Below are 25,885 nucleotides of genomic sequence, written 5' to 3'. Positions count from 1 at the left end.
ATCCGGATAAACGAAAGCCCCTGAACCTCACGATTCAGGGGCTTTTTCGTATCGATGGATTTCAGTCGCGCAAATCCGATTCATGAATGGGCTGCTCACGGTGAGTCGCCCGCTGATATTGCGCCGGCCACACGGCCTTGTGCCCGCCCAGGTCGTCGTCCGCGTGCAGCGCCCAGTACGGATCGCGCAACAACTCACGGGCTAGGAAAATGATGTCCGCCTGACAGGTGCGCAGGATGTGCTCGGCCTGGGCCGGCTCGGTGATCATGCCGACTGTGCCGGTGGCCATGCCCGACTCCTTGCGCACCCGCTCGGCGAAGCGGGTCTGGTAACCGGGCCCTGTGGGAATTTCAGCATTGACTGCCGTCCCGCCCGACGAGACGTCGATCAGGTCGACCCCCAAGGCTTTGAGGCGGCGGGCCAGCTCCACGGTTTCATCGGGGTTCCAGCCGTCTTCCACCCAGTCGGTGGCCGAGACCCGGACAAACACCGGCAACTCTTCAGGCCACACCGCACGCACCGCTTCGGTGACCTGCAGCACCAGCCGAATACGATTTTCGAACGAACCGCCATATTGATCGCGACGCTGATTGCTCAACGGCGACAGAAATTGATGCAGCAGGTAACCATGGGCCGCGTGCACTTCGACCACTTTGAAACCGGCCGTCAGTGAGCGCTTTGCCGCATCGACAAAGGCCTGGATCACCTTGGCGATCTCGTCGTCATCCAGTTGTTTGGGTTGGGTGTGCTGCGGGTCGAACGCAATCGGCGAAGGTCCGACCGGCACCCAACCGCCCTCGTCGGGTTTGACGCTGCCATGCTTGCCGAGCCACGGCCGGTGGGTGCTGGCCTTGCGCCCGGCATGGGCCAGCTGAATACCGGCAACGGCGCCCTGGGCGTTGATGAAGCGGGTGATGCGTTGCAGGGGTTCGATCTGTTCATCATTCCACAGACCGAGATCCTCGGCCGTGATGCGCCCGTCGGCGGTGACCGCCGTGGCTTCGGTAAACACCAGCCCGGCCCCGCCGATAGCACGGCTGCCGAGGTGGACCAGATGCCAGTCATTGGCCAGGCCATCGGCACTGGAATACTGGCACATCGGCGATACCGCGATGCGGTTGGGCAGGGTTAATTGGCGAAGGGTAAAGGGTTCAAGCAGCAGACTCATGGGGCACCTCTCGAATCAGTGGGCAGGCTCCAGGTTCTGTTTGAATAGTCGACGAGTGACAGGAAAAAGGTACAACACCCGCCCCCGCGGGCAAAAAATTCGACAAGACGTCACAAGGCCAAAATCAAGCAGTGCTTAGAGCCTAGTCGACATCGAGGGATGTTGCCCCCTTGTAGGAGCGAGCTCGCTCGCGATGGGCGTGAACGATAGCGTTGGGGACCTGATACCCCGCGGTGTCCTGTCGTCCATCGCGAGCGAGCTCGCTCCTACAGGGGGTCAACGCGGTTCGATGTGGGCAATCATCAATTGAACCGTCTCGTTCCCGCGAAACTCGTTGAGGTCGAGCTTGTAGGCCAGCTCCACCCATTTGATGGTCGGATTCGGCCAGATATCGCGATCGATCCCAAAGGCAATGCCGTCGAGTTTCACCGAACCACATTCACTTTTGAGCACGACTTTAAGATGCCGCTCGCCAACGACGCGCTGCTCGACCAACTGGAACACCCCATGAAACAACGGTTCCGGGAAGTGTTGCCCCCAAGGACCGGCATGCCGCAAGGCACGAGCCAGCTCCAGGTGGAACTCTTCCACCGCCAGGGTGCCGTCCGACAACAGGCGGCCAGTCAGATCTTCTTCGCGCAGCTGCCGGCGCACTTCAGCGTCAAAGGCTTCGGCGAACAAGGGGAAATTTGCTTCCGGCAGCGTCAGGCCGGCCGCCATCGCGTGACCACCGTATTTGGTGATCAGATTCGGATGCTGCGCCGCCACCACACTCAAGGCGTCGCGGATGTGAAAGCCCTGGACCGAACGCCCCGAGCCCTTGAGCAAACCATCCCCGGCATCGGCAAAGGCGATGGTCGGGCGGAAATAGCGCTCTTTCATCCGTGACGCGAGGATACCGATAACGCCTTGGTGCCACTCGGGATCGAACAGGCACAAGCCGAACGGCATCGACTCCACCGGCAGATCCTTGAGCTGCGCCAGCGCTTCACGCTGCATCCCTTGCTCGATGGATTTGCGATCCTGGTTCATGCCGTCCAGTTGCGCCGCCATCTCACGGGCCAGACCTGCGTCTTCGGTCAGCAGGCATTCGATACCCAGGCTCATGTCGTCCAGGCGCCCCGCTGCGTTCAGGCGCGGGCCGACAATGAAGCCCAGATCGGTGGAGGTGATACGCGCATGATCGCGCTTGGCCACTTCGAGGATCGCCTTGATTCCCGGCCGGGCACGTCCAGCGCGAATCCGCTCCAGGCCCTGATGCACCAGAATCCGGTTGTTGGCATCCAGCGGCACCACGTCGGCCACGCTGCCAAGAGCCACCAGATCGAGCAGTTCGCCGATATTCGGCTGCGGCTTGCTTGTGTACCAGCCCAGCTCGCGCAACCGCGCACGCAGGGCCATCAATACATAGAAAATCACCCCGACGCCGGCCAGCGCCTTGCTCGGAAACTCGCAACCGGGCTGGTTCGGATTGACGATGGCATCGGCCAACGGCAGCTCGTCACCGGGCAAGTGGTGGTCGGTGACGAGCACCTTGAGCCCGGCCTTTTTCGCCGCTGCCACGCCTTCGACGCTGGAGATGCCGTTGTCGACGGTGATCAGCAAATGCGGCTGACGCTCAAGCGCCACCGCGACGATTTCCGGTGTCAGGCCATAGCCGTAGTCGAATCGGTTGGGCACCAGATAGTCGACATGTGCCGCCCCCAACAGACGCAAACCCAAGGTGCCCACGGTGCTCGCCGTCGCGCCGTCGGCATCAAAGTCGCCGACGATCAGAATGCGCTGACGCTGTTCGAGCGCAGTCACCAGCAGATCCACCGCGGCATCGATGCCCTTGAGTTGCTGGAACGGAATCAACCGCGCCAGGCTCTTGTCCAGTTCCGCCTCGGACAGCACACCCCGAGCCGCATACAGGCGGGTCAACAGCGGCGGAATATCACCGAGGAATGGCAGGGTGTCGGGCAGCAGGCGAGGTTCGATGCGCATGGGGTGAAAGATGCTTCTCTTCAATACGTAGGATAAAACCGGGTGACGCGGGGCAGTTGCGAAAAATCAGCCGCGCTCACCGGCCAGCCACTGCAACTGGACTTCGTGCTGACCACGGTCGTCGGTGACGAAGATCGTCCCTTCGCTGATCATCACGTCCCACTTGATGACGCGGGGCATGTCTTTGGCCAGGGTTTCCAGGACTTCCTGAGGCACGGCAGCGATGTTGACGTTCTTCAGGTTTTTCACCGCCGGCACCACTTTGCCCTCCCACACGCGCAGGCTGCCGTAGGCCAACAGGCTGGTACGTTCAGTGCGGCGCGAGCACCAGGTCAGGCGCTCGGCATCCGGCTGGCCGACTTCGATCCAGTGCAGGACGCGGTCATCCAGGCTTTTTTCCCACAAGGCCGGCTCATCCACTTCTGACAGACCACGGCCAAAAGACAGCTGCTCGTTGTACCAGAGGGCGTAGGCCAGCAGGCGCACGGTCATGCGCTCTTCGGTTTCCGAAGGGTGACGGGCGATGGTCTGCTTCACGCTCTCATAGACGCTGCGGTCGAGGTCGGTGAGGTTCAGTTCAAACTTGTAGGTCGTGGACGGCTGGGCCATGTACGGGCTTCTTGATACGAGGAAAGTCGGCAAGTCTAACCGATGCGACGGGCAATCCACGAATTGAACACAATCAAGCTGGAGCGTCTGACAGTCGGCTATGTTAAAACGCTCTATCCGCTCAACCTTTGCCCCACAGGATCCAGCATGCCGTTCACCGCCAAACCGCTTTCCGGTCTGAAAGTCATCGAATTGGGCACCTTGATTGCCGGCCCGTTTGCCTCGCGTATTTGCGCGGAATTCGGAGCCGACGTAATCAAGATCGAATCCCCGGACGGCGGTGATCCATTGCGCAAATGGCGCAAATTGTATGAAGGCACTTCGTTGTGGTGGTTCGTCCAGGCCCGCAACAAAAAGTCCCTGACCCTCAACCTCAAGCACCCCGACGGTCAGGCCATCCTGAAACAGCTGCTGGGTGAGGCAGACATACTGATCGAAAACTTTCGTCCCGGCGTCCTGGAAAAACTCGGCCTGGGCTGGGACGTCCTGCACGCCTTGAACCCGAAACTGGTCATGGTGCGGCTGTCGGGTTTCGGCCAGACCGGCCCGATGAAGGATCAGCCCGGCTTTGGCGCGGTCGGTGAGTCGATGGGGGGCCTGCGCTACATCACCGGCTTCGAAGACCGCCCACCGGTGCGCACCGGCATTTCCATCGGCGACTCGATTGCCGCGCTCTGGGGCGTGATTGGCGCGTTGATGGCCCTGCGTCATCGCGAAGTCAACGGCGGTCTGGGGCAAGTGGTGGACGTGGCGCTGTACGAAGCCATCTTCGCGATGATGGAAAGCATGGTTCCGGAGTTCGACGTGTTCGGTTTCATCCGCGAACGCACGGGCAATATCATGCCTGGCATCACCCCGTCCTCGATCCACACCAGTGCCGATGGCAAGCACGTGCAGATCGGCGCCAATGGCGACGCGATTTTCAAACGCTTCATGCTGATCATTGGCCGGGAAGACTTGGCCAACGACCCCCAGCTTGCCAGCAACGATGGCCGCGATGCCCGACGCGACGAGATTTATGGCGTCATCGATCGCTGGGTCAACTCGTTGCCGCTGGACAGGGTGCTGGCGCAGCTCAATCAGGCCGAGGTGCCGGCCAGCCGGATCTTCAGCGCCGAAGACATGTTCAATGACCCCCAGTACCTGGCGCGGGAAATGTTCCTGCAAGCCAAGCTGCCGGACGGCAAAGACTTCAAGATGCCGGGCATTGTGCCGAAACTCTCAGAGACACCCGGGGAATGTGAATGGGTCGGGCCACAACTGGGTGAGCACAACGCACAGGTACTCCAGGAACTTGGCTATGACGCGACGCAAATTGCACAGTTGCGCAAAGACGGAGCCATCTAGGCTGAGGCACCTGCCCGCATGGCCCATTCGACACTGCCCGCCACGCGGCGGGCGGCTGCTGTGCATGCTGGCGATCTTGTTCCTGCTCCCTGGACCGATCCCGTCAGCCCTGGCGCAAACCGGGGAACCCCTGATCTGGCTCAAGCGCGACCTGCCGCCGCTGACGATTTTCGACGGGCCGAAAAAGGGTCTGGGCGTTATCGATCAATTGCTTCCACTGTTGATTGCCGGCATGCCGCAATACCAGCACAGCGTGATGAGGGTCAATCGCGCGCGTGGACTGCAAATGCTCCACGAACCCGCCCTCGTCTGCGACGCGGCGCTGAACTGGAGCAAGGAACGGGAAAAGTGGATCGCCTTTTCCATTCCGGTCTTCCGCGCCATGAGCAATGGCCTGGCCGTACGGCGCGTCGACCAGAAAGTGCTGACACCCTTTATCAAGGACGACGAAGTGGACCTGGCAGCGCTGCTCGCCAGCGGTAGCGAAAAACTGGGAATTATTGCCGAGCGCAATTACGGCGAATACCTCGACGGACTGCTCAAGCAAGCGCCAGCCGACGCGCTGGCCCCTCATTACGGTAACGACGCCTTGGGCAGCCTGCTGCAGATGCAGCGCCTGGGACGCTTGCACCTGCTGTTGGGTTATCGCCCGGAAATACGCTACCAGGCCTCGCTGCAAGGCATTGCCGAGGATGAATTGCAGTTCTATCCGATCCGTGGCACGGGCAAATACCTGTCCGGTTACATCGGTTGCACCGACACGCCAAAAGGCCGACAGGCCATTGTCGAGATCAACCAGGTGTTGCGCACCCTTCCCCGTGAACGCCTAGATGAGGCCTACGCCGCCTGGCTGGATCCCCAAAGCCGCAGCGATTACCTGAAAGACACCAAGGCGTTTTTCGACAATCTGGCGCCCCCCTGACAAATCCCGGGCAAAAGAAACCCCGAGAAGTGGGGAGACGACTCGGGGTCAAACGTGGCCTGCTTGGAGACCAGTAGCAGCAAGCTACAAGCACCGGAGCACAATGCTTGATCCTGCTGTTACAAAGTCTGACTGACCAGGGTATGGGAAGGTTCCTACAAAAAACCGTTCAATTGCGGCTGGCCAGCAGCTTGTCCTGCGCCGCATTACGTAATGCCGCGATCACACAAGGCTCAAGGCGTCCTTCAGCGATCAGCACGTCGCGATGCAAACCGTCGACCACATCCGTCAGCAAGCGCTTGTCATTCAACTGGGCCTGATTGAACTCGCGCTCGACCACGGTCGCGCCGATAGCATTCGTCAGGGTCACCCGGCATTCGCCACGAATGCCTGACGGGGTCAACGTAACCTGATACGGGCTTAGCGCCTCACCGAGCAACAGACTGATACTTTCCATCCCGATCACCACTCAATAGTCCGAAAACAACGTGCCTGGGGCATGCCTACTACAAATGACCGCTGGCCCGAGAAGAAGGTTCTGGGTACTGACCGCAGTCGAACCTGCAGCCCAGTCAAGAGAGCATGCACGGCGAACATGACAGGGAAAAAACCCAACCATCACGTCTGTCGGGTGCGCCGGGCGATGTCGGCCCACCCCCCCAACAATCCCCGTAGCTGGCCATCCGCCGTGTAAAACGGCACTGTCCACTGGTAGATATCCCTGACACCGTCCTTGAACATCAATTGACGCTCGAAAAAGCGCGTCCTGCGCGTACTCAATTGCGCCATGAACTCGGCATGCAGCAATTCCGCGGTTTGTCTGGGCATGGCATCGACCTCGATCAACTGCCGCCCCTGCATCCGGTCAAAACGCGTCGACAAGGCGTCCTCATAACTTTTGTTGCACATGATCAAGCGCCCTTGCAGATCACGGACAAACATCGGGTCAGGCATGGCATCCATCAGGGCATGCTGGAAGGCGAGCTGATCGCGCAGAGTGCTTTGGGCCTCGATCCGTTGCCTGACCACCACCGCCAACCGCCGATTCCAGAGCAGGGACAACAGGCCGAACAGGCTGACCACCAACACGCCCCAGCAAACCCACTGGTCAATCCGCTGCCAGAGGCCAGACGCCTGTGGCGCGGTAGCGCCGCCGAACCACTTCAGGCGAAGGCCGCGCAACTCCTGTTCAGGAAACGCCTCAAGCGCCTTGTTGAGGATACTCAGCAACTGCGGCTGGCCTTCACGCACCGCCAGATAATCCGCATCCCATTTTCCCGGCACCACGGCGTCGATCTTAAGCCGGCCCGACGGAATGAGCTGGGCGCCGATTTCGCTTTCGATGGTGGCGTAGGCTTCGCCGCTTTCCACCCAGGCACGGGCTTCGGCGTAGGTTTTAACCGAACGCAACTCGATGGACGGATAATTACGACGGATCATCGCCTCCAGTGCATGCCGGGTCGGCAGCACCAGTACCCGCTTCGCCAGATCCTCCAGCGACTGCACCGGTGGTGCTCCGGCCTGCCCGAGAAAGACCCATCCTGCACCGCCGAACGCATGACTGAAATCGAGAAACGCCTTGCGTTCGTCATTCATCGCCAGGGTCGTACTCAAATCCGCAGCGCCGCTTTCCAGATGGGCCAGCATCTGATCGGTGGAAAAAGACTCTTGGTAAACGAACTGCAACCCCGTCATGTCACTGATGCGTTTGAGCAGGTCACTGTTCAAGCCCGTCCATTGGCCATGTTCATCCTTGAACAGGTACAACGGGTATTCCAGCGCCGAGACCACAACCCGAGGATGCTTGGCCATCCACTGCAACTCCTGGTCATCCAGCACGACCATTGACCGTGCGGCAGACTTCCCACGCTCCTGAATCGATGCAGGGCTTGCCCCTCCCCATTCGGCGATTCCCAGCATGCCGAATAAAAACAGCCAGCGCGCGACTGGCTTGAACACACTTGTAAACAGCATTCCCACGTCCTTGGTGATCCATTCGCCTGTCCCTTCGCGGCGATAACACGACAAGTGTGCATGCATAAATGAAAAAGCCCGTCAGGAGACGGGCTTCAAAATGTAACAGCGCTGACCGGTTACAGCGGCTTGCCGCGGTTGCCATGCTGGCTGACAAAGGCCTGCACGGCCTTCAGGTCATTTGGCAATACGGTGCAACGTTCGTCTCGCTCAAACAAATCAGAAAGATGTACCGGCAGTTCGAGCGCTTTTCCTACACCGGCTTTTTCCACGGCGTCCGGGAATTTGACCGGGTGGGCGGTGCCCAGGATCACCATTGGAATATCCAGACTGCGACGGCATTCCCGGGCAGCTTTCACGCCGATGGCTGTGTGTGGATCCAGCACTTCGCCAGTCTGCTCGTAGACTTCGGCAATGGTTTCGCAGGTTTGCGCGTCATCCACGGCCAGCGAGTCGAACAACTTGCGGGCTTCGGTCCAGCGCTCTTGCTCGACGCTGAAACCGCCACCCTGCTTGAACGAATCCATCAGCCCGGCGATGGCCGCACCGTTGCGACCGTGCAGGTCGAACAGCAGGCGTTCGAAGTTCGACGAGACCATGATGTCCATCGACGGCGACAGCGTGGCGTGCAGGGTGTCCTTGACGTACTGATTGCCGCTCATGAAGCGGTGCAGGATGTCGTTGCGGTTGGTGGCGACGATCAACTGATTGATCGGCAGGCCCATGTTGCGCGCCAGATAACCGGCGAAGATGTCGCCGAAGTTGCCGGTCGGCACCGAGAACGACACCGAACGCGCCGGGCCGCCCAGCTGCAGGGATGCGTGGAAGTAGTAAACGATCTGGGCCATGATCCGCGCCCAGTTGATCGAGTTCACCGCGACCAGGCGAGTGCCTTTGAGGAAGCCCTGGTCGGCGAAGCTCGCCTTGACCATTTCCTGGCAGTCATCGAAGTTGCCTTCGATGGCGATGTTGTGGATGTTCTCGCCGAAAATCGTGGTCATCTGCCGACGCTGCACCTCGGACACACGGTTGTGCGGGTGCAGGATGAAGATGTCGACGTTTTCGCAGTGCTTGCAGCCTTCGATGGCGGCCGAGCCGGTATCACCGGAGGTGGCGCCGACGATCACCACGCGCTCGCCGCGCTTTTCCAGCACGTAGTCGAGCAGACGACCGAGCAGTTGCAGGGCGAAATCCTTGAACGCCAGGGTCGGGCCGTGGAACAGCTCCAGCACCCATTCGTTGCCGTTCAGCTGACGCAGCGGCGCAACGGCACTGTGGGCGAACACGCCGTAGGTTTCTTCAAGAATCTTTTTGAAATCGGCGTCCGGAATGCTGCCGGTGACGAACGGGCGCATGACGCGGAAGGCCAGTTCGTGATACGGCAGGCCGGCCCAGGAAGCGATTTCTTCCTGGGTGAAACGTGGCAGGTTTTCCGGGACGTACAGACCGCCGTCGGTGGCAAGACCAGCCAGCAGGACGTCTTCGAAATTCAGGGCCGGTGCCTGGCCGCGGGTACTGATGTAACGCATGACTGACTCCAATGGACAGTGTTCGTAGTGCCGGGCCCGCAAGCGAGCCCGGTCAACGATATCGGCTTAGTTCAGGTGCTCGACACGGATCCGTACAACTGGACCGACCACACCCGCCAAGGCTTCCAAAGCAGCGATGGCGTCGTTGATGCGCTGTTCCACCACACGGTGGGTCAGCAGGATCATCGGCACCAGGCCGTCGTGCTCCTCGGCTTCCTTCTGCATGATCGACTCGATGTTGATGCCGCGCTCCGAAAGGATGCTCGCGACCTGAGCCAATACGCCCGGATGGTCCTTGGCCTGGATGCGCAGGTAGTAGGCGCTTTCGCAGGCTTCGATCGGCAGGATCGGGTGAGCCGACAGCGAATCCGGCTGGAACGCCAGGTGCGGTACTCGGTTTTCCGGGTCGGAAGTCATGGCGCGGACCACGTCCACCAGGTCGGCGATCACCGACGAAGCGGTCGGCTCCATGCCGGCGCCAGCGCCGTAGAACAGGGTCGAACCGGCAGCATCGCCGTTGACCATCACCGCGTTCATCACGCCGTTGACGTTGGCGATCAGGCGATCGGCCGGGATCAGCGTCGGGTGCACGCGCAATTCGATACCGGCCGCGGTGCTGCGCGCCACGCCCAGGTGCTTGATGCGGTAGCCCAGCGCTTCGGCGTAGTTCACGTCGGCGGTGGTCAGCTTGGTGATGCCTTCGGTGTAAGCCTTGTCGAACTGCAACGGAATACCGAACGCGATGGATGCCAGGATCGTCAGCTTGTGAGCGGCGTCGATACCCTCGACGTCGAAGGTCGGATCGGCTTCGGCGTAACCCAGGGCCTGGGCTTCGGCCAATACGTCTTCGAAGGTGCGACCCTTCTCGCGCATTTCCGTCAGGATGAAGTTGCCGGTGCCGTTGATGATGCCGGCTACCCAGTTGATGCGGTTGGCGGACAGGCCTTCGCGGATCGCCTTGATCACCGGGATGCCACCGGCCACCGCCGCTTCGAACGCAACGATCACGCCCTTCTCGCGGGCCTTGGCGAAAATTTCATTACCGTGAACGGCGATAAGCGCCTTGTTCGCGGTGACCACATGCTTGCCATTCTCGATGGCCTTGAGTACCAGCTCGCGGGCAACGGTGTAGCCGCCCATCAGCTCTATGACGATGTCGATCTCAGGGTTCGTGGCCACTTCGAAGACATCGTTGGTAATCGCAATACCGGTCGTTTGGAACTGAGGCTTTGGCGTGCGCATGGCAATTTGTGCCACTTCGATTCCACGCCCGGCACGACGAGCAATTTCCTCGGCGTTGCGCTGAAGTACGTTGAAGGTACCGCCACCGACGGTTCCTAACCCACAGATGCCTACTTTGACCGGTTTCACTGTGAACTCCCCATAAAACGGCCGACTCGAGGCCGGCCGTGAAAACAACCGCAGACTCGCGGCTCTCTATTGATGGCCCGGCGAATGTCGCTACCGGACCATGATCGTCAAGGCTTGCCGTGACGATGCGAATTTACTTCGCGCCCAGCGCCAGTTTGGCGACTTGTGGCGCAGGCTGGTAGCCCGGAATGACCTGACCGTCGGCCAAAACGATGGCCGGTGTGCCATTCACGCCGATCGACTGGCCGAGGGCGAACTGTTTGGAGACCGGGTTATCGCACTTGGCGGCCTTGATTTCCTTGCCGTCGACCATTTTGTCCATGGCCGCTTTCTTGTCTTTCGAGCACCACACCGCTTGCAGTTGCTCGTCACCCGGCGAGCCCAGGCCCTGACGCGGGAACGCAACGTAACGCACTTCGATGCCGCGCTTGTTCAGCTCAGGCACTTCGGCGTGCAGCTTGTGGCAGTACGGGCAGGTGGTGTCGGTGAATACGGTGATGTGCGACTTGGTTTCGCCAATGGCCGGGTAGACAACGGTTTCGGCAACCGGAATGGCGTTGATCAGTTTGGAGATGCCCTGGCGCTCGGTCTTCTCGGTCAGGTTGACCGGCTTGCCGTCCTTGAGATCGAACAGGTAGCCCTGAACCACGTACTGGCCGTCGGCGCTGGCATACAGCACACGGCTGCCCTTGAGCTTGACTTCGTACAGGCCTGGCAACGGGCTGGCGGTGATGGTCTCTACCGGCACTTCGAGCTGGAGGTTTTCCAGGCTTTTACGAATGGCTTTGTCGGCCGCGTCATCGGCGACGGCAAAGGTGCTGACCAACGCAATGGCTGCGGCGGCGAAAATCTGGGTCAGACGCATGAGAACTCCTGAAGACGGACAAATGGGACGATCAGAACGCCCGTGCCGAAACACCGAGTCATAAACGCCCATCGTGCAAACCGGCCCAGCCTATCACATAAGGCCCACATGGCCGAATGCACCTGATGCAAGACATTTGTGGCGACACAATCTCCTGTGGGAGCGGGCTTGCTCGCGAAAGCGTCGTATCAGGCGACATCAATGTTGTATGTGCCGGCCTCTTCGCGGGCAAGCCCGCTCCCACAGAAAAGCGGATCTCGGGAAGTTCACCCGCGTGGATGATGCCTGGCGTGCAAATCCTGCAAGCGCGCCCGGGCAACATGGGTGTAGATCTGCGTCGTAGACAAATCGCTGTGCCCCAGCAGCATCTGCACCACCCGCAGGTCTGCACCGTGATTGAGCAGATGCGTGGCGAAGGCATGGCGCAAGGTGTGCGGCGACAGCGACTTGCCGATCCCGGCCACCTTGGCCTGGTGCTTGATCCGGTGCCAGAAGGTTTGACGCGTCATCTGCTCGCCACGCTGACTCGGGAACAACACATCGCTGGGACGCCCGCCGAGCAGTTCGCCACGGCCATCGCGCATGTAGCGCTCGACCCAGACAATTGCCTCTTCACCCATCGGCACCAGACGCTCCTTGCTACCCTTGCCCATCACGCGCAGCACGCCCTGACGTAGATTGACCTGCTCCAGCGTCAGGCTGATCAGCTCCGTCACTCGCAGGCCGCAGGCGTACAGGACTTCAAGCATGGCCCGGTCACGCTGGCCAATGGCTTCACTCAGGTCCGGCGCTTTCAACAGCGCCTCCACGTCGGCTTCCGACAAGGATTTCGGCAGCGGCCTACCCAGCTGCGGCATGTCGATGCGAAGGGTCGGATCGACGGCGATGAGTTTTTCCCGCAGCAAGTAGCGATAGAACCCACGCACACCGGAGAGAAATCGCGCAGTGGAACGAGGCTTGTAGTTTTGTTCCAGACGCCAAGCCAGGTGATCAAGGATCAGTTCGCGGCCAGCGTTGATCAGCTCCAGCCCTTTTTCCTGCAACCAGCCGTTGAACAGCGCCAGGTCACTGCGATAGGCATCGCGGGTGTTGTCGGAAAGACCTTTCTCCAACCACAGGGCATCGAGGAATTGGTCTATCAGCGGGTGATCGATGGCAGGCATGGGTACTCGAATCATGCAGCCTTGAGGCTGCACGCAAAATTAAGATTGGACATGAAAACGGCCGCTAGTCTTTCATAGGCCGCCATTTCAAGGAACAGGGAGCAGCAATGAGCGAGCAGCAGATTTTATTGGCATTTGGCGGGATAGGCGCGGCGGCGCTGCTTTGCCAATGGCTGGCCTGGCGCTTGAAATTGCCGGCGATTCTTTTTCTGCTGCTGACCGGCATCCTGGCTGGCCCCGTGCTGCACTTGCTCGACCCGCAAGAAATGTTCGGGCCATTGCTGATGCCGCTGGTGTCCTTGGCGGTGGCGCTGATCCTGTTCGAAGGCAGCCTGACCCTGCATCTGTCCGAGTGGCGCGAAATCGGCAGCGTCGTCCATCGCCTGGTCACGATTGGTGCCCTCTCCACCTGGGTGGTCATTGCTGTCGCCACTCACTGGCTGCTGGGGTTCGACTGGTTGCTGGCCATCCTGTTCGGCAGCCTGACCCTGGTGACAGGGCCGACCGTGATCGTACCGATGCTACGCGTCGTGCGCCCGAAAGCGTCGATTGCCAATATCCTGCGCTGGGAAGGCATTGTCATCGACCCCATCGGCGCCCTGCTGGCGGTAGTCGTCTATAGCTTCATCATTGCCAGTGCCGAAGGTAACGGCCTCAAGGAAAGCCTGCTGACCTTCGGCGGCGTGATTTTGTGCGGGAGCCTGTTCGGTATTTTTGGTGGCTGGTTGCTCGGCACCCTGATTCGCCGCCAGTGGCTGCCGGAATACCTGCACAACCTGGCGGCGCTCGCGGCAGTCCTGGGTATTTTCATTGCCTCCAACGAGGTCACCCATGAATCCGGGTTGCTGGCCGTGACACTGATGGGCATGTGGCTGGCCAACATGAAAGGCGTGGATGTACGGCACATCCTGCATTTCAAGGAAAACCTCAGCGTGTTGCTGATCTCCGGCCTGTTCATTCTGCTGGCGGCACGGCTGGACCTGAACGCCATGATCGGCCTCGGGCCTCTGGTGCTGATTTTGCTGCTGGTCATTCAGTTCATCGCCCGCCCTTTGAATGTGCTGCTGAGCACGGCGGGCTCCAGCCTGGGTTGGCGCGAACGGGCGCTGCTGGCGTGGATTGCCCCACGGGGCATCGTGGCAGCGGCGGTGTCGGCAATCTTCGCCATTCGCCTGCATGAGGCCGGTCACCAGGGAGCGTTGCTGCTGGTGCCGCTCACCTTTGCGGTGATCATCGGCACGGTGGTGTTGCAAAGCGCGACGGCACGACCGCTGGCGCGCCTGCTGAAGGTGGCGGAACCGGCACCGAGCGGCTTTCTGATCATCGGCGCCAACGGACCTGCGCGCACGCTGGGCAAGGCCCTGCAGCAACTGGGCAGTCGCGTACTGTTGACGGATTCGAGCTGGGAAAACATTCGCGCAGCCCGGATGGAAGGCTTGCCGACCTATTTTGGCAACCCGGCCTCGCAACATGCCGATGCGCATCTGGATCTGGTCGGCCTCGGGCATTTGCTGGCGTTGTCACCGTCCGGGGAGTTGAACACCCTCGCCGCAATGCGTTTTCGCCATGATTTCGGCCATCAACGGCTGTTCGGACTGGCCAGCGGCCAGGAGAGCCGACGCACCGACAAACATCGCGCCAGCCATGAACATCGCGGGCGTTTGCTAGGCAATGAGGAGTTAACCTACATCAAGCTGGCCAATCAGCTGCATCAGGGGGCTGAGTTGTACAGCACGAACCTGACCGAGGGCTTTGGCTGGGAGGACTATCAGGCGTTGCATGGCGAGCGTGCGACTCTGCTGTTTGCTCGTGATGACAGTGGCTGGGTGCATGTGGTGACGCCGGACAGTGCGGTCAAGCCTTCAGCAGGGTGGACGTTGTTGGCGTTGATTCAGCCTGAAACCAGCGACGCTACGTAAATCGCATCGCGAGCAAGCTCGCTCCCACAGGGGATCTATGGCGTTCACAGGCATTGCGGTCGCAGAAGATCTACTGCGGGAGCGAGCTTGCTCGCGATGGCCGCAACCCGGTCTCGCGTCAGGCCGCGATCCGGAGAATTCGTTAAACCGCAGGCAACAAAAAAGCAGCCCGCAGGCTGCTTTTTTGCATCGGAAGCTGGACTTAAGCCAGTTTTTCCTTGATGCGAGCTGCTTTGCCCGACAGGTCGCGCAGGTAGTACAGCTTGGCTTTACGTACGTCACCGCGACGCTTGACAGCCATGCTGTCGATTTGCGGGGAGTAGGTCTGGAAAGTACGCTCTACGCCAACACCGTTGGAGATTTTACGAACGGTGAATGCACTGTTTACGCCGCGGTTACGCTTGGCGATAACAACACCTTCGAACGCTTGCAGACGCGAACGGTCGCCTTCCTTCACTTTCACCTGAACGACAATGGTGTCGCCCGGGGCAAAGGTAGGGATCTCTTTGGTCATCTGCTCTGCTTCGAGTGCAAGGATGATTTTGTTAGTCATGCTGTGCTCCTAAGGTAAATCGTCGGATCTACCATCGATACGTTGTTAACTATCGTCCCGCTCGCGGATGTATTCCTCGAGCAGCTTCTTCTCTTCTCCAGAAAGCGAGCGGCTTTCCAGAAGATCGGCGCGTCGTTCAAAGGTCCGACCAAGGGACTGCTGTAAACGCCAACGCCGGATGTGCGCGTGATTGCCACTTAGCAATACGTCGGGAACACGCTGATCCGCATACACCTCCGGTCGGGTGTAGTGCGGGCAATCCAGCAAACCATCCGTAAAGGAATCTTCCTCTGCGGAGTCCGCATGCCCTAAAGCTCCAGGCAGCAGTCGTGTAACCGCATCGATCAGGACCATCGCCGGCAGCTCGCCGCCAGACAGTACATAGTCGCCAATCGACCACTCTTCATCGACATGAGCATCAATAAAACGCTCGTCAATGCCTTCATAGCGGCCGGCAATCAGGATCAATGCATCCAGATTCGCCAACTCGCGTACCGCCGACTGAGTCAGTTGACGGCCTTGGGGGGACAGGTAAATCACCTTCGCCGCCTCCCCGGCTGCTGCCTTGGCCTGAACCAGAGCATCTTCCAGGGGCTTGATCTTCATCACCATGCCCGGACCACCGCCAAACGGGCGATCGTCCACAGTGTGATGTCGATCCGTCGTGTAGTCTCGCGGATTCCAACAGGTGAGCTGCAAGAGCCCCTGTTTCACCGCCCGACTGGTGATGCCGTACTCGCTGATGGCGGAAAACATCTCGGGAAACAGACTGATCACTTCTACGCGCAAGTTAGCCACGCTTAGAAATCCGCGTCCCAATCCACCTTCATCTCGCCCGCGGCCAGGTCGACGGCCAACACGCATTGCTCCGTATAGGGCAACAGGCGTTCGCGATCATCCAGGCTGCCAGCGCAAGGCTTGACCACCATGACATCGTTCGAGCCGGTCTCCAGCAGGTGATCGATTTTTCCGAACAGTTGTCCGTGCGTATCGATGACCTTGAGACCTTCCAGCTGGTACCAGTAGTACTCGCCGTCGGTCAGTTCAGGGAACAGGTTGCGCGGCACGCAGATCTCATAACCGGCCAGAAGACGAGCTTCTTCGCGATCATCGAGACCCTTGAGCTTTGCGACCAGGAACTTGTCATTCCCGCGTCCGCTGACCAGCTCTACCTGCTTTACATTACCGTCACGCTTGAGCGTCCAGGTTTTGTAGTCCAGCAGGTTTTTAATCGGATCAGTAAAGGAGTACACCTTCACTTCGCCGCGAACGCCGTGAACAGAATAAATCTTGCCGATAACGATCAAATCATCAGCAATGGCTGGCGTCGCGTTCATATTGCTCAGGCCGCAGCCTTAGCAGATTCCTTCAACAACTGAGCAACGCGCTCAGAAGGTTGTGCACCAACGCTCAGCCAGTAGGCTACGCGCTCTTGGTTCACGGACAGACGAACTTCCTGACCACGGGCAACAGGGTTGAAGTAGCCAACCTGTTCCTTGTGCGAACCGTCGCGCGGGTTGCGGCTGTCGGTTACGGTCAAGTGGTAAAACGGGCGCTTTTTGGAGCCGCCAAGGGCAAGACGGATTGTTAGCATGTGAACATCGTTCCTGTAGTCGGTGCTGCAAATCTAAAGGCACAGCGGGCATGGGTGCCCGAAAGGCCGCATATTCTAAGGAATATCCGGACTTTTGCAAATGACTTTTTCCGGCGGTCTATCGGCCGCCATGCAGATTTGCTATAGAGCCGTCGTTGAAAACGGCCGGTCAGCTCCCGCCAAGTGCGGGTTTGCTGGAGATCCCGCTTCCTTGCGGGTCTGCGCCGGTGCGATGACCGGCGCGGATTCTTCTGTCCAGTCTCGCCAATAATGCTCATATTTTGGCGAGTGACTGTGGACCTCAGGCAATGCGCCGCGACGAGTCATAGCTGGCTATGGCGAGGAGCGGCAACGCAGCATGAGGTCCACAGGCGCCGCCAAAATTGAGCAGTATTGGCGTGACTGGACACTAAATCTTTGGCATGCCGCCGCCGGGCAACATTCCGCCCATGCCGCGCATCATCTTGGCCATTCCGCCTTTTGCAGAGAACTTCTTCATCATCTTCTGCATCTGCTTGTGCTGCTTGATCAAGCGGCCGATGTCCTGCACCTGGGTGCCGGAACCCATGGCGATCCGGCGCTTGCGCGAACCACTGATCATCTCAGGGTCGCGGCGCTCGGCCGGGGTCATGGAGTTGATGATGGCTTCCATCTGCTTGAATTGCTTCTCTGCCGCACCCTGGGCGTTGCCCATTTGCGCCAGGTTCACGCCACCCATGTTCGGCAGCTTGTCCATGAGCCCGCCGAGGCCGCCCATGTTCTTCATCTGTTGCAGCTGATCGCGGAAGTCTTCGAGGTCGAAGCCCTTGCCCTTCTTCAGTTTCTTGGCCAGCTTGTCGGCCTTGTCCTTGTCGAGGGTCGCTTCCGCCTGCTCGATCAGGCTGAGCACGTCGCCCATGCCGAGGATGCGCGAGGCGATACGCTCAGGATGGAACGGATCGAGCGCTTCGCTCTTCTCGCCCATACCGATGAACTTGATCGGCTTGCCGGTGATGGCGCGCACCGACAGTGCGGCACCGCCACGGGCGTCGCCGTCGACCTTGGTCAGGATCACACCGGTCAGCGGCAATGCATCGCCGAAGGCCTTGGCCGTGTTGGCGGCGTCCTGGCCGGTCATGGCGTCGACCACGAACAGGGTTTCGACCGGGTTGATCGCGGCGTGCAGGGCCTTGATCTCGCCCATCATCTCTTCATCGATGTGCAGGCGACCGGCGGTATCGACGATGACCACGTCGATGAATTTGAGTTTGGCTTCCTTAATAGCCGCTTGCGCGATCTCGACCGGCTTCTGGCTCAGGTCGGACGGGAAGAAGGTAACGCCGACTTCACCGGCGAGCATTTCCAGCTGCTTGATCGCCGCTGGACGATAAACGTCGGCGGACACGACCATGACCGACTTCTTCTTGCGCTCTTTAAGGAAGCGCGCGAGCTTGCCGGCGGTGGTGGTTTTACCAGCGCCCTGCAAACCTGCCATGAGGATGACCGCTGGCGGCACTGCGCTCAGGTTCAAATCTTCGTTGGCCGCGCCCATCAGGCTTTCGAGTTCGGCCTGGACGATCTTCACGAAGGCCTGGCCCGGCGTCAGGCTGCGTGACACCTCGGTGCCGACGGCGCGCTCCTTGACCGAATTGACGAAGTCCTTGACCACCGGCAGGGCGACGTCGGCTTCGAGCAACGCCATGCGCACTTCGCGCAGGGTGTCTTTGATGTTGTCTTCAGTCAGCTTGGCCTTGCCGGTGACATGGCGCAGCGTCTGCGAGAGACGGTCGGTTAAGTTTTCAAACATTGCGCGATCCTTTCAGGCCCTGTGTAGACCGGGATAATGGCGGCCCGGACCGGACTAAACGTGTGCTCGGCGAGCCTGCGGCGTGGGCAGGTCGCGGATTATAGCGAAGACTGCGGCCGGCGGACACCTCGCCGTCGGGTTGCGCGGTCTTTCGTGTGGCGGGGGTTCTATGCCAAACTCAGCGACTTTCGGGCTTGCCTAACAGGATTTATGCTCCCCTTGTCACCCAGCTTGCTAACTACTCTCGCCGCCGCCTGCTTGTACGCCGCTGCGACCATTTACCAGGGCACTCGCCTGGCGTCCGGCGCCAAGGTCAACAAACGCCTGCTGGTCATGCTCGGCGTGCTCGCCGTATTGGCCCACAGCGCCAGCCTGCTCACCCACCTGCTGACCCCGACCGGTCTGGCCCTGGACTTCTTCAGTGCCGCCAGCCTGATAGCCGTGGCGGTCATCGCACTGACCCTGCTGGCCTGCTCGCGGATTCCGGTGGAGAACCTGCTGGTCCTGCTGCTCCCGCTTGGGGCCTTGACCGTGTTGCTGGCGCATTTTGCTCCCGCCGGCACGGTACAGGTCATCGTTGAGGAGCCGGGCATCCTCGCCCACATCCTGCTTTCGATCCTGGCCTACGGCATGTTCACCATCGCGGTGTTCCAGTCTTTGTTGCTGCTGATTCAAGACCATCAGCTCAAGCACAAGCACCCATCCGGGCTGATCAAGAACTTCCCGCCACTGCAAACCATGGAAAGCCTGCTGTTCGGTTTCCTCTGGGCCGGCTGGACGCTGTTGTCGCTATCGCTGATTTCCGGCTGGCTGTTCGTAGAGAACCTGTTCGCCCAGCATCTGGTGCACAAAACACTGCTGGCCTGCCTGGCCTGGGTCGTTTTCAGCGTGCTGCTGTGGGGACGCAATCGCCTTGGCTGGCGCGGGCACAAAGCCATTCGCTGGACCCTGGCCGGTTTTTGCCTGTTGATGCTGGCGTATTTCGGCAGCAAGCTGGTTCGTGAATACATCCTGCATATCTGACGGGCGGCATTAATGGACGACTTGCCCATAGGGCCGATGCTCGCGGTAGTGACCCTGCTGGTTTTATGGTCAGGGCTGTTTACCGCCATCGAAGCGGCGCACCAGCATTTGCTGGCCCAGCGCACCGCAACGCGTTCCAGCGACAAACCGGTAGCGAAACTCAGCTTCCCACTGGCCAGCCTGATTTTTTGCAACACTCTGTGCCGTGCACTCGTGGTGGTCATCAGCACCTTGCTGGCCATGTTCACCTGGGCCGAGAACGGCCCGTGGGTCGCCTGCCTCGGAGCGGGCGCCATGTTGCTGGTGTTTTCCGACTATTTGCCACGCGCCCTCGCCACCCGCTATCCGGATGCGATCCTGGCCCAGGGCAACAACCTGCTGCGGTTACCGCTGAAAATCATCTATCCCGCGGCATGGCTGCTCAACAGCATCAGTCAGTTGCTGACGCGCCCATTCGCCCGTAAAGCCAAAGTGGTGCAACAAAGCGAGGACGAAGCGCTGACGGAGCGGCATGCGCCCTCCGAAACCGCAAGCCGCCCTCACCCGCTGCCAGGCATCCACGCGCTGGACAACATTACCGTCAATGACATCCTGGTACCGCGCAGCGACGTGGACGGCATCAATCTCGATGACTCCATCGAAGAAATCATCGAACAATTGCGCCACAACAAACGCACGCGCCTGCCGGTGTTCCACAGCGATATCAACCAGGTCGAAGCCGTCCTCAACACCCGACACATCCTTCATTTGCTGCCCGATGCGAGCCTGACCAGGGAAGCGTTGCTGGCGGCCAGCCACGAGCCGTACTTCGTGCCGGAAAGTACCCCGTTGCAACTGCAACTGCTCAACTTTCACAAGCAGCAGCGACGCCTGGGCATGGTGGTCGACGAATACGGCGAAGTGCTGGGCATCGTCACCCTGGAAGACATTCTCGAAGAAATCGTCGGCGAGTTCGAAAGCCAGCAGAGCCTGGACAATCCGCACATTCATCCGCAAGCCGACGGACGCTTGGTGGTCGACGGTGCCGCGTCCATTCGCGAGCTGAACAAGAGCCTCGGCTGGCACCTGCCCAGCGATGGCCCGAAAACCCTGAACGGCCTGGTGACCGAGGCCCTGGAGACTATTCCCGATAGCGCGGTGTGCCTGAAGATCGGCCGGTATCGCCTGGAAATTCTCGAGACCGAGGACAACCGTGTCACGCGGGTGCTGATCTGGCAGACCAGCTCGATGCCTGTGGTTATCTAAAACCCGACACAAATCCTTGTGGCGAGGGGGCTTGCCCCCGTTGCGCTGCGAAGCAGTGCTAAACCATGCAACTACTTTTCATCTGGTACACCGTGGCTGCCGACTTTACGACTGCTTCGCAGCCGAACGGGGCGGTGCGGCGTTCCGACAAGCCCCCTCGCCACAATGTCCTCGCAAGCCCTCTTGTTCGATCGTTAGCCACCTTCCTATAATCGAAACGCTTACCCAAGCCTCGCCGGCCCCGTGCTTACCCCGCACGTCGCAGCATCCGGCCTGTCCACCAGCAAAGTCCGCAACAAACCGACGACTGTTCCGACCTTGAACAGCGACCGTGCCTCCGCCCACATCCCTGGGTTCTCGACCATAATAATTCGCTCCACTGGAGCACATGACTGTCAGGGATAACCGCATGACGACCAGCACGACTTACAGCGACTCCACACCTGCGCAACCGACGAACTCCGCCACCCGCGTGGCCACCGCAAGCTTCATCGGTACCGCCATCGAGTTCTACGACTTCTACGTCTATGCCACCGCCGCCGCGCTGGTGATCGGCCCGGTGTTCTTTCCGCAGACATCCGGCACCGCCCAGATGCTTTCGGCTTTTCTCACGTTCGGCATCGCCTTCCTTGCACGCCCCTTGGGTTCGGCCCTTTTCGGTCACTTCGGCGACCGTATCGGCCGCAAATCGACCCTGGTCGCCTCGCTGCTGCTGATGGGCGTGTGTACCACGCTGATCGGCGTGCTGCCGGGATACGACAGCATTGGCGCCTGGGCACCGATCCTGCTTTGCGTCCTGCGCTTCGGCCAAGGCCTTGGATTGGGCGGCGAATGGGGTGGCGCGGCATTGCTGGCCACGGAGAACGCGCCGAAAGGCAAGCGCGCGTGGTTCGGCATGTTCCCGCAGCTGGGTCCATCCATCGGCTTTCTGGCGGCCAACGGCCTGTTCCTGACCCTGGCCGTGGTGCTGGATGACGAACAGTTCCGCTCATGGGGCTGGCGTATTCCGTTCCTGCTCAGCGCCGCACTGGTGATGGTCGGCCTGTACGTTCGTCTCAAGCTGCATGAGACCCCGGTATTCGCCAACGCCATGGCGCGCCAGGAACGAGTGAAGATCCCGCTGTTCGAGCTGTTCGGCCAATACTGGGCGCCCGTATTGCTGGGAGCCGGCGCAATGGTCGTGTGCTACGCGCTGTTTTACATCTCCACCGTGTTTTCCCTGAGTTACGGCGTGGCAACGCTCGGCTACAGCCGCGAAACCTTCCTCGGCCTGTTGTGCTTCGCGGTGCTGTTCATGGCTGCCGCCACCCCGCTGTCGGCCTGGGCCAGCGACCGTTATGGGCGCAAACCGGTGCTGATCATCGGCGGTGTGCTGGCGATCCTGTCCGGCTTCCTCATGGAGCCCCTGCTGACCCAAGGCTCGACCTGGGGCGTGGCGTTGTTCCTGTGCATCGAACTGTTTCTGATGGGTGTGACATTTGCGCCTATGGGGGCGTTGCTGCCGGAGCTGTTCCCCACCCACGTGCGCTACACCGGCGCCTCGGCGGCCTACAACCTGGGCGGTATCGTCGGCGCTTCCGCGGCGCCGTTCTTCGCCCAGAAACTGGTGGCGATGGGCGGATTGAGTTATGTCGGCGGTTATGTGTCCGCGGCGGCGGTGCTGAGTTTGATCGCGGTGCTGTGCCTGAAGGAAACGCGGCATAACGATTTGAATCAGATCGCCTGACAGATTGCTTTCGCGGGCAAGTCGGATCGCCGCACCGCCGCTCCCACAGTTTTTTTGTCGAACCACTATTTTGTGATCGACACTGATCCTGTGGGAGCGTGGCTTGCCCGCGATGGCGTCATTGCAGACAAAACACTCCCCGAAAAACCACAACTTTTCCCCCACCCATTGTCACCTCGCTCTACGCGCATGGGCTCATCCCCGCTATACTTCCCGGCTTTTCCTGAATAAATGCCAATAGGGTCCCGCCGCGCATGGATAAGACCTACCAGCCGCACGCCATTGAAACTTCCTGGTACAACACCTGGGAGTCAGAGAATTACTTCGCCCCGCAAGGCGCGGGCGAGTCCTACACCATCATGATCCCGCCGCCGAACGTCACCGGCAGCCTGCACATGGGTCACGGCTTCAACAACGCGATCATGGACGCCCTGATCCGTTTCCGCCGCATGCAGGGTCGCAACACCCTGTGGCAGCCGGGCACCGACCACGCCGGTATCGCCACGCAGATGTTGGTGGAGCGTCAGCTCGAAGCCAAGGGCCAGAGCCGCCATGACCTGGGCCGCGAGAAATTCCTCGAGAAAGTCTGGGAGTGGAAAGATGAGTCCGGTGGCAACATCAGCCGTCAGATCCGTCGTCTCGGTTCGTCCGTAGATTGGAGCCGCGAGCGCTTCACCATGGACGACGGCCTCTCGGAGGCCGTTAAAGAGGCTTTCGTCCGCCTGCACGAAGACGGCCTGATCTACCGCGGCAAGCGCCTGGTCAACTGGGACACCAAGCTGCACACGGCGATTTCCGACCTCGAAGTGGAAAACCACGACGAGAAAGGTTTCCTGTGGAACCTGAAATACCCGCTGGCCGACGGCGCCAAGACCGCTGAAGGCAACGACTTCCTGATCGTCGCGACCACTCGCCCGGAAACCATGCTCGGCGACTCCGCCGTGGCCGTTAACCCGAACGATGAACGCTACAAAGCCCTGATCGGCAAATTTGTCGAGCTGCCACTGGTTGGCCGCCGCATCCCGATCATCGCCGACGATTATTGCGACCCTGAATTCGGCACCGGCTGCGTGAAAATCACCCCGGCCCACGACTTCAACGACTATGAAGTCGGCAAGCGTCACAACCTGCCGCTGCTGAACATCTTCGACAAGAACGCATCGGTCCTGCCGGCTTGCCAGGTGTTCAACCTCGACGGCACGCTGAACGAAACCATCGACGGCAAGATCCCGGCCGAATACGCCGGTCTCGACCGCTTCGAAGCGCGCAAGCAGATCGTGGCCGCGTTCGACGCCGCCGGCCTGTTGGTCAGCGTTGACGATCACGCCCTGAAGGTGCCGAAAGGCGACCGCTCCGGCACCGTCATCGAGCCTTGGCTGACCGACCAGTGGTACGTGTCCACCAAGCCGTTGGCCGAGCCTGCGATTGCCGCCGTTGAAGACGGCCGTATCCAGTTCGTGCCGAAACAGTACGAAAACATGTATTTCTCGTGGATGCGCGACATCCAGGACTGGTGCATCAGCCGTCAGCTGTGGTGGGGCCACCGGATTCCGGCCTGGTACGACGAGTCGGGCAAGGTCTACGTCGGTCGCGACGAAGCCGAAGTGCGGGCCAAGCACAGCATCGGCCCGGACGTTGCGCTGCAACAGGACAATGACGTTCTCGACACCTGGTTCAGCTCGGGCCTGTGGACGTTCTCCACCCTCGGCTGGCCGGAAAAAACCGAGTTCCTGAAGAAATTCCACTCCACCGACGTCTTGGTAACCGGCTTCGACATCATTTTCTTCTGGGTAGCCCGGATGATCATGCTCACCATGCATTTGGTGAAAAACGAAGACGGCACCCCGCAGGTTCCGTTCAAGACCGTCTACGTCCACGGCCTGGTGCGCGATGGCCAGGGCCAGAAGATGTCCAAGTCCAAGGGCAACGTCCTGGACCCACTGGACATCATCGACGGCATCGAGCTCGAAGCCCTGGTGCAGAAACGCACCTCCGGCATGATGCAGCCGAAACTGGCGAAGAAGATCGAGAAGCAGACCCGTGACGAGTTCGCCGAAGGCATCGCCAGCTACGGCACCGACGCCCTGCGCTTCACCTTCTGCTCGCTGGCGTCCACCGGTCGTGACATCAAGTTCGACATGGGCCGCGTCGAAGGCTATCGCAACTTCTGCAACAAGATCTGGAACGCGGCGCGCTACGTACTGGACAAGGGCGAAGACTGCGGCCAGAACGGCGAAGCCTTTGAGCTGTCCCTGGCTGACCGCTGGATCATTTCGCAGCTGCAGCGCACCGAAGCCGAAGTGACCCGCCAGCTTGACCAGTTCCGTTTCGACCTGGCAGCACAGGCCTTGTACGAGTTCATCTGGAACCAGTATTGCGACTGGTACCTGGAACTGTCCAAGCCTGTGCTGTGGGACGAAAACGCACCGGTCGAACGCCAGCGCGGCACCCGTCGCACCCTGGTTCGCGTACTGGAAGTCGCCCTGCGCCTGGCGCACCCGTTCATGCCGTTCATCACCGAAGAAATCTGGCAGCGTATCGCGCCGCTGGCCGGTATCGAAGGCAAGACGATCATGCTGCAACCTTGGCCAGTGGCCAACGAAACACGCATCGATCAGGCGGCCGAAGATGACATCGAATGGCTCAAGGGCCTGATGCTTGGCACTCGTAACATCCGTGGCGAAATGAACATCGGCCCGGGCAAACCCCTGCCGCTGTTCCTGAAGAACGTCAGCGCCGAGGATCAGCGTCGCCTGACCGAGAACGAAGCCCTGCTGAAGAAGCTGGCGCGCCTGGAATCGATCACCGTACTGGCTGCTGGCGAAGAAGCACCGCTGTCCGCCACCGCGCTGGTCGGCGAGATGGAAGTGCTGGTGCCAATGGCCGGCTTGATCGACAAAGGTGCGGAACTGGCGCGTCTGGACAAGGAAATCCAGCGTCTGCAAGGTGAAGTGCAACGAGTCGGCGGCAAGCTGTCCAACGCCGGTTTCGTTGACAAGGCACCGGCTGAAGTCATCGAGAAAGAACGCGCCAAACTGGCCGAGGCCGAACAGGCCCTGGGCAAGCTGGCCGAGCAGCATGCGCGGATTGCCAGTTTGTAACGGC

Annotated in this window: 21 protein-coding genes; 7 read left to right on the top strand and 14 right to left on the bottom strand. The window is 60.3% G+C overall.

Annotated features, from left to right (window positions below; all coding sequences use genetic code 11):
- Positions 1–61: 61 nt before the first annotated feature.
- The 3 genes from KGB20_RS26675 to KGB20_RS26665 all read right to left on the bottom strand — a co-directional run bounded on the left by KGB20_RS26675 (position 62) and on the right by KGB20_RS26665 (position 3,763).
- Positions 62–1,168 carry an NADH:flavin oxidoreductase/NADH oxidase gene (locus tag KGB20_RS26675; protein WP_150814679.1) on the bottom strand — a complete coding sequence of 369 codons (1,107 nt, stop codon included), beginning with the start codon at positions 1,166–1,168 and terminating at the stop codon, positions 62–64.
- A 276-nt stretch (positions 1,169–1,444) separates the two neighbouring features.
- A complete protein-coding gene (gene recJ / locus KGB20_RS26670) occupies positions 1,445–3,154 on the bottom strand; it encodes a single-stranded-DNA-specific exonuclease RecJ (RefSeq protein ID WP_046042001.1) in 1,710 nt (569 codons plus the stop codon).
- A gap of 66 nt (positions 3,155–3,220) precedes the next feature.
- Complete coding sequence (locus KGB20_RS26665) at positions 3,221–3,763, bottom strand: YaeQ family protein (RefSeq protein ID WP_007971297.1); 543 nt, start codon at positions 3,761–3,763, stop codon at positions 3,221–3,223.
- 147 nt (positions 3,764–3,910) lie between these two features.
- Between KGB20_RS26665 and KGB20_RS26660 the strand changes: the two genes are divergently transcribed.
- Both KGB20_RS26660 and KGB20_RS26655 read left to right on the top strand, forming a co-directional pair.
- Entirely contained in the window at positions 3,911–5,110 is a 1,200-nt protein-coding gene (locus KGB20_RS26660) for a CaiB/BaiF CoA transferase family protein (protein ID WP_057713422.1), read from the top strand.
- Positions 5,064–6,032, top strand: a complete 969-nt coding sequence (locus tag KGB20_RS26655; RefSeq protein ID WP_154860470.1) for a TIGR02285 family protein — start codon at positions 5,064–5,066, stop codon at positions 6,030–6,032. Before KGB20_RS26660 ends, KGB20_RS26655 begins: the two co-directional genes overlap by 47 nt.
- A 169-nt stretch (positions 6,033–6,201) precedes the next feature.
- Here the strand turns inward: KGB20_RS26655 and KGB20_RS26650 are convergent, their stop codons facing one another.
- The 6 genes from KGB20_RS26650 to xerD form a co-directional block, all read right to left on the bottom strand.
- Positions 6,202–6,489 (bottom strand): DUF3509 domain-containing protein, encoded by a 288-nt coding sequence (locus KGB20_RS26650; RefSeq protein WP_150814682.1) that lies wholly within the window; start codon positions 6,487–6,489, stop codon positions 6,202–6,204.
- 161 nt (positions 6,490–6,650) lie between these two features.
- Positions 6,651–8,006 (bottom strand): transporter substrate-binding domain-containing protein, encoded by a 1,356-nt coding sequence (locus KGB20_RS26645; protein ID WP_154860471.1) that lies wholly within the window; start codon positions 8,004–8,006, stop codon positions 6,651–6,653.
- Between the two features lie 119 nt (positions 8,007–8,125).
- On the bottom strand, positions 8,126–9,535 hold the full coding sequence (gene thrC / locus KGB20_RS26640) for a threonine synthase (protein WP_150814684.1): 1,410 nt from the start codon (positions 9,533–9,535) through the stop codon (positions 8,126–8,128).
- Positions 9,536–9,601: 66 nt separating this feature from the next.
- Positions 9,602–10,906 (bottom strand): homoserine dehydrogenase, encoded by a 1,305-nt coding sequence (locus KGB20_RS26635; RefSeq protein ID WP_057713417.1) that lies wholly within the window; start codon positions 10,904–10,906, stop codon positions 9,602–9,604.
- A gap of 133 nt (positions 10,907–11,039) precedes the next feature.
- Entirely contained in the window at positions 11,040–11,771 is a 732-nt protein-coding gene (dsbC, locus tag KGB20_RS26630; RefSeq protein WP_057713416.1) for a bifunctional protein-disulfide isomerase/oxidoreductase DsbC, read from the bottom strand.
- 266 nt (positions 11,772–12,037) lie between these two features.
- Entirely contained in the window at positions 12,038–12,934 is an 897-nt protein-coding gene (xerD, locus tag KGB20_RS26625; RefSeq protein ID WP_154860472.1) for a site-specific tyrosine recombinase XerD, read from the bottom strand.
- Positions 12,935–13,041: 107 nt separating this feature from the next.
- Between xerD and KGB20_RS26620 the strand changes: the two genes are divergently transcribed.
- Positions 13,042–14,853, top strand: coding sequence for a cation:proton antiporter (locus KGB20_RS26620; RefSeq protein ID WP_154860473.1), 1,812 nt, complete (start codon positions 13,042–13,044; stop codon positions 14,851–14,853).
- A 202-nt stretch (positions 14,854–15,055) separates the two neighbouring features.
- Here the strand turns inward: KGB20_RS26620 and rplS are convergent, their stop codons facing one another.
- The 5 genes from rplS to ffh all read right to left on the bottom strand — a co-directional run bounded on the left by rplS (position 15,056) and on the right by ffh (position 18,786).
- Complete coding sequence (gene rplS / locus KGB20_RS26615; RefSeq protein WP_003175895.1) at positions 15,056–15,406, bottom strand: 50S ribosomal protein L19; 351 nt, start codon at positions 15,404–15,406, stop codon at positions 15,056–15,058.
- 45 nt (positions 15,407–15,451) lie between these two features.
- Positions 15,452–16,204 (bottom strand): tRNA (guanosine(37)-N1)-methyltransferase TrmD, encoded by a 753-nt coding sequence (trmD, locus tag KGB20_RS26610; RefSeq protein WP_007897583.1) that lies wholly within the window; start codon positions 16,202–16,204, stop codon positions 15,452–15,454.
- 2 nt (positions 16,205–16,206) lie between these two features.
- Entirely contained in the window at positions 16,207–16,743 is a 537-nt protein-coding gene (gene rimM / locus KGB20_RS26605; protein ID WP_057713414.1) for a ribosome maturation factor RimM, read from the bottom strand.
- Between the two features lie 5 nt (positions 16,744–16,748).
- Positions 16,749–17,000: a 30S ribosomal protein S16 gene (gene rpsP, locus KGB20_RS26600; RefSeq protein ID WP_007972721.1), complete on the bottom strand. Its 252-nt coding sequence runs from the start codon at positions 16,998–17,000 to the stop codon at positions 16,749–16,751.
- A gap of 409 nt (positions 17,001–17,409) precedes the next feature.
- Entirely contained in the window at positions 17,410–18,786 is a 1,377-nt protein-coding gene (gene ffh, locus KGB20_RS26595) for a signal recognition particle protein (RefSeq protein ID WP_046041990.1), read from the bottom strand.
- A 210-nt stretch (positions 18,787–18,996) separates the two neighbouring features.
- On the opposite strand from ffh, the gene KGB20_RS26590 reads away from it, so the two are divergent.
- The 4 genes from KGB20_RS26590 to KGB20_RS26575 all read left to right on the top strand — a co-directional run bounded on the left by KGB20_RS26590 (position 18,997) and on the right by KGB20_RS26575 (position 25,881).
- Entirely contained in the window at positions 18,997–19,809 is an 813-nt protein-coding gene (locus KGB20_RS26590; RefSeq protein WP_154860474.1) for an inner membrane protein YpjD, read from the top strand.
- Positions 19,810–19,821: 12 nt separating this feature from the next.
- A complete protein-coding gene (locus KGB20_RS26585) occupies positions 19,822–21,054 on the top strand; it encodes a transporter associated domain-containing protein (RefSeq protein ID WP_150814686.1) in 1,233 nt (410 codons plus the stop codon).
- 409 nt (positions 21,055–21,463) lie between these two features.
- Complete coding sequence (locus tag KGB20_RS26580) at positions 21,464–22,780, top strand: MFS transporter (RefSeq protein ID WP_090457564.1); 1,317 nt, start codon at positions 21,464–21,466, stop codon at positions 22,778–22,780.
- Positions 22,781–23,034: 254 nt separating this feature from the next.
- Positions 23,035–25,881, top strand: a complete 2,847-nt coding sequence (locus KGB20_RS26575; protein WP_102672256.1) for a valine--tRNA ligase — start codon at positions 23,035–23,037, stop codon at positions 25,879–25,881.
- Positions 25,882–25,885 lie beyond the last annotated feature (4 nt).

The sequence above is a fragment of the Pseudomonas sp. BF-R-30 genome, from assembly GCF_019956175.1.
Lineage (GTDB): Bacteria > Pseudomonadota > Gammaproteobacteria > Pseudomonadales > Pseudomonadaceae > Aquipseudomonas > Aquipseudomonas jessenii.
The sequence above is the reverse complement of the archived record's forward strand: the minus strand, read 5'-3'. Positions and strand labels throughout refer to the sequence as shown.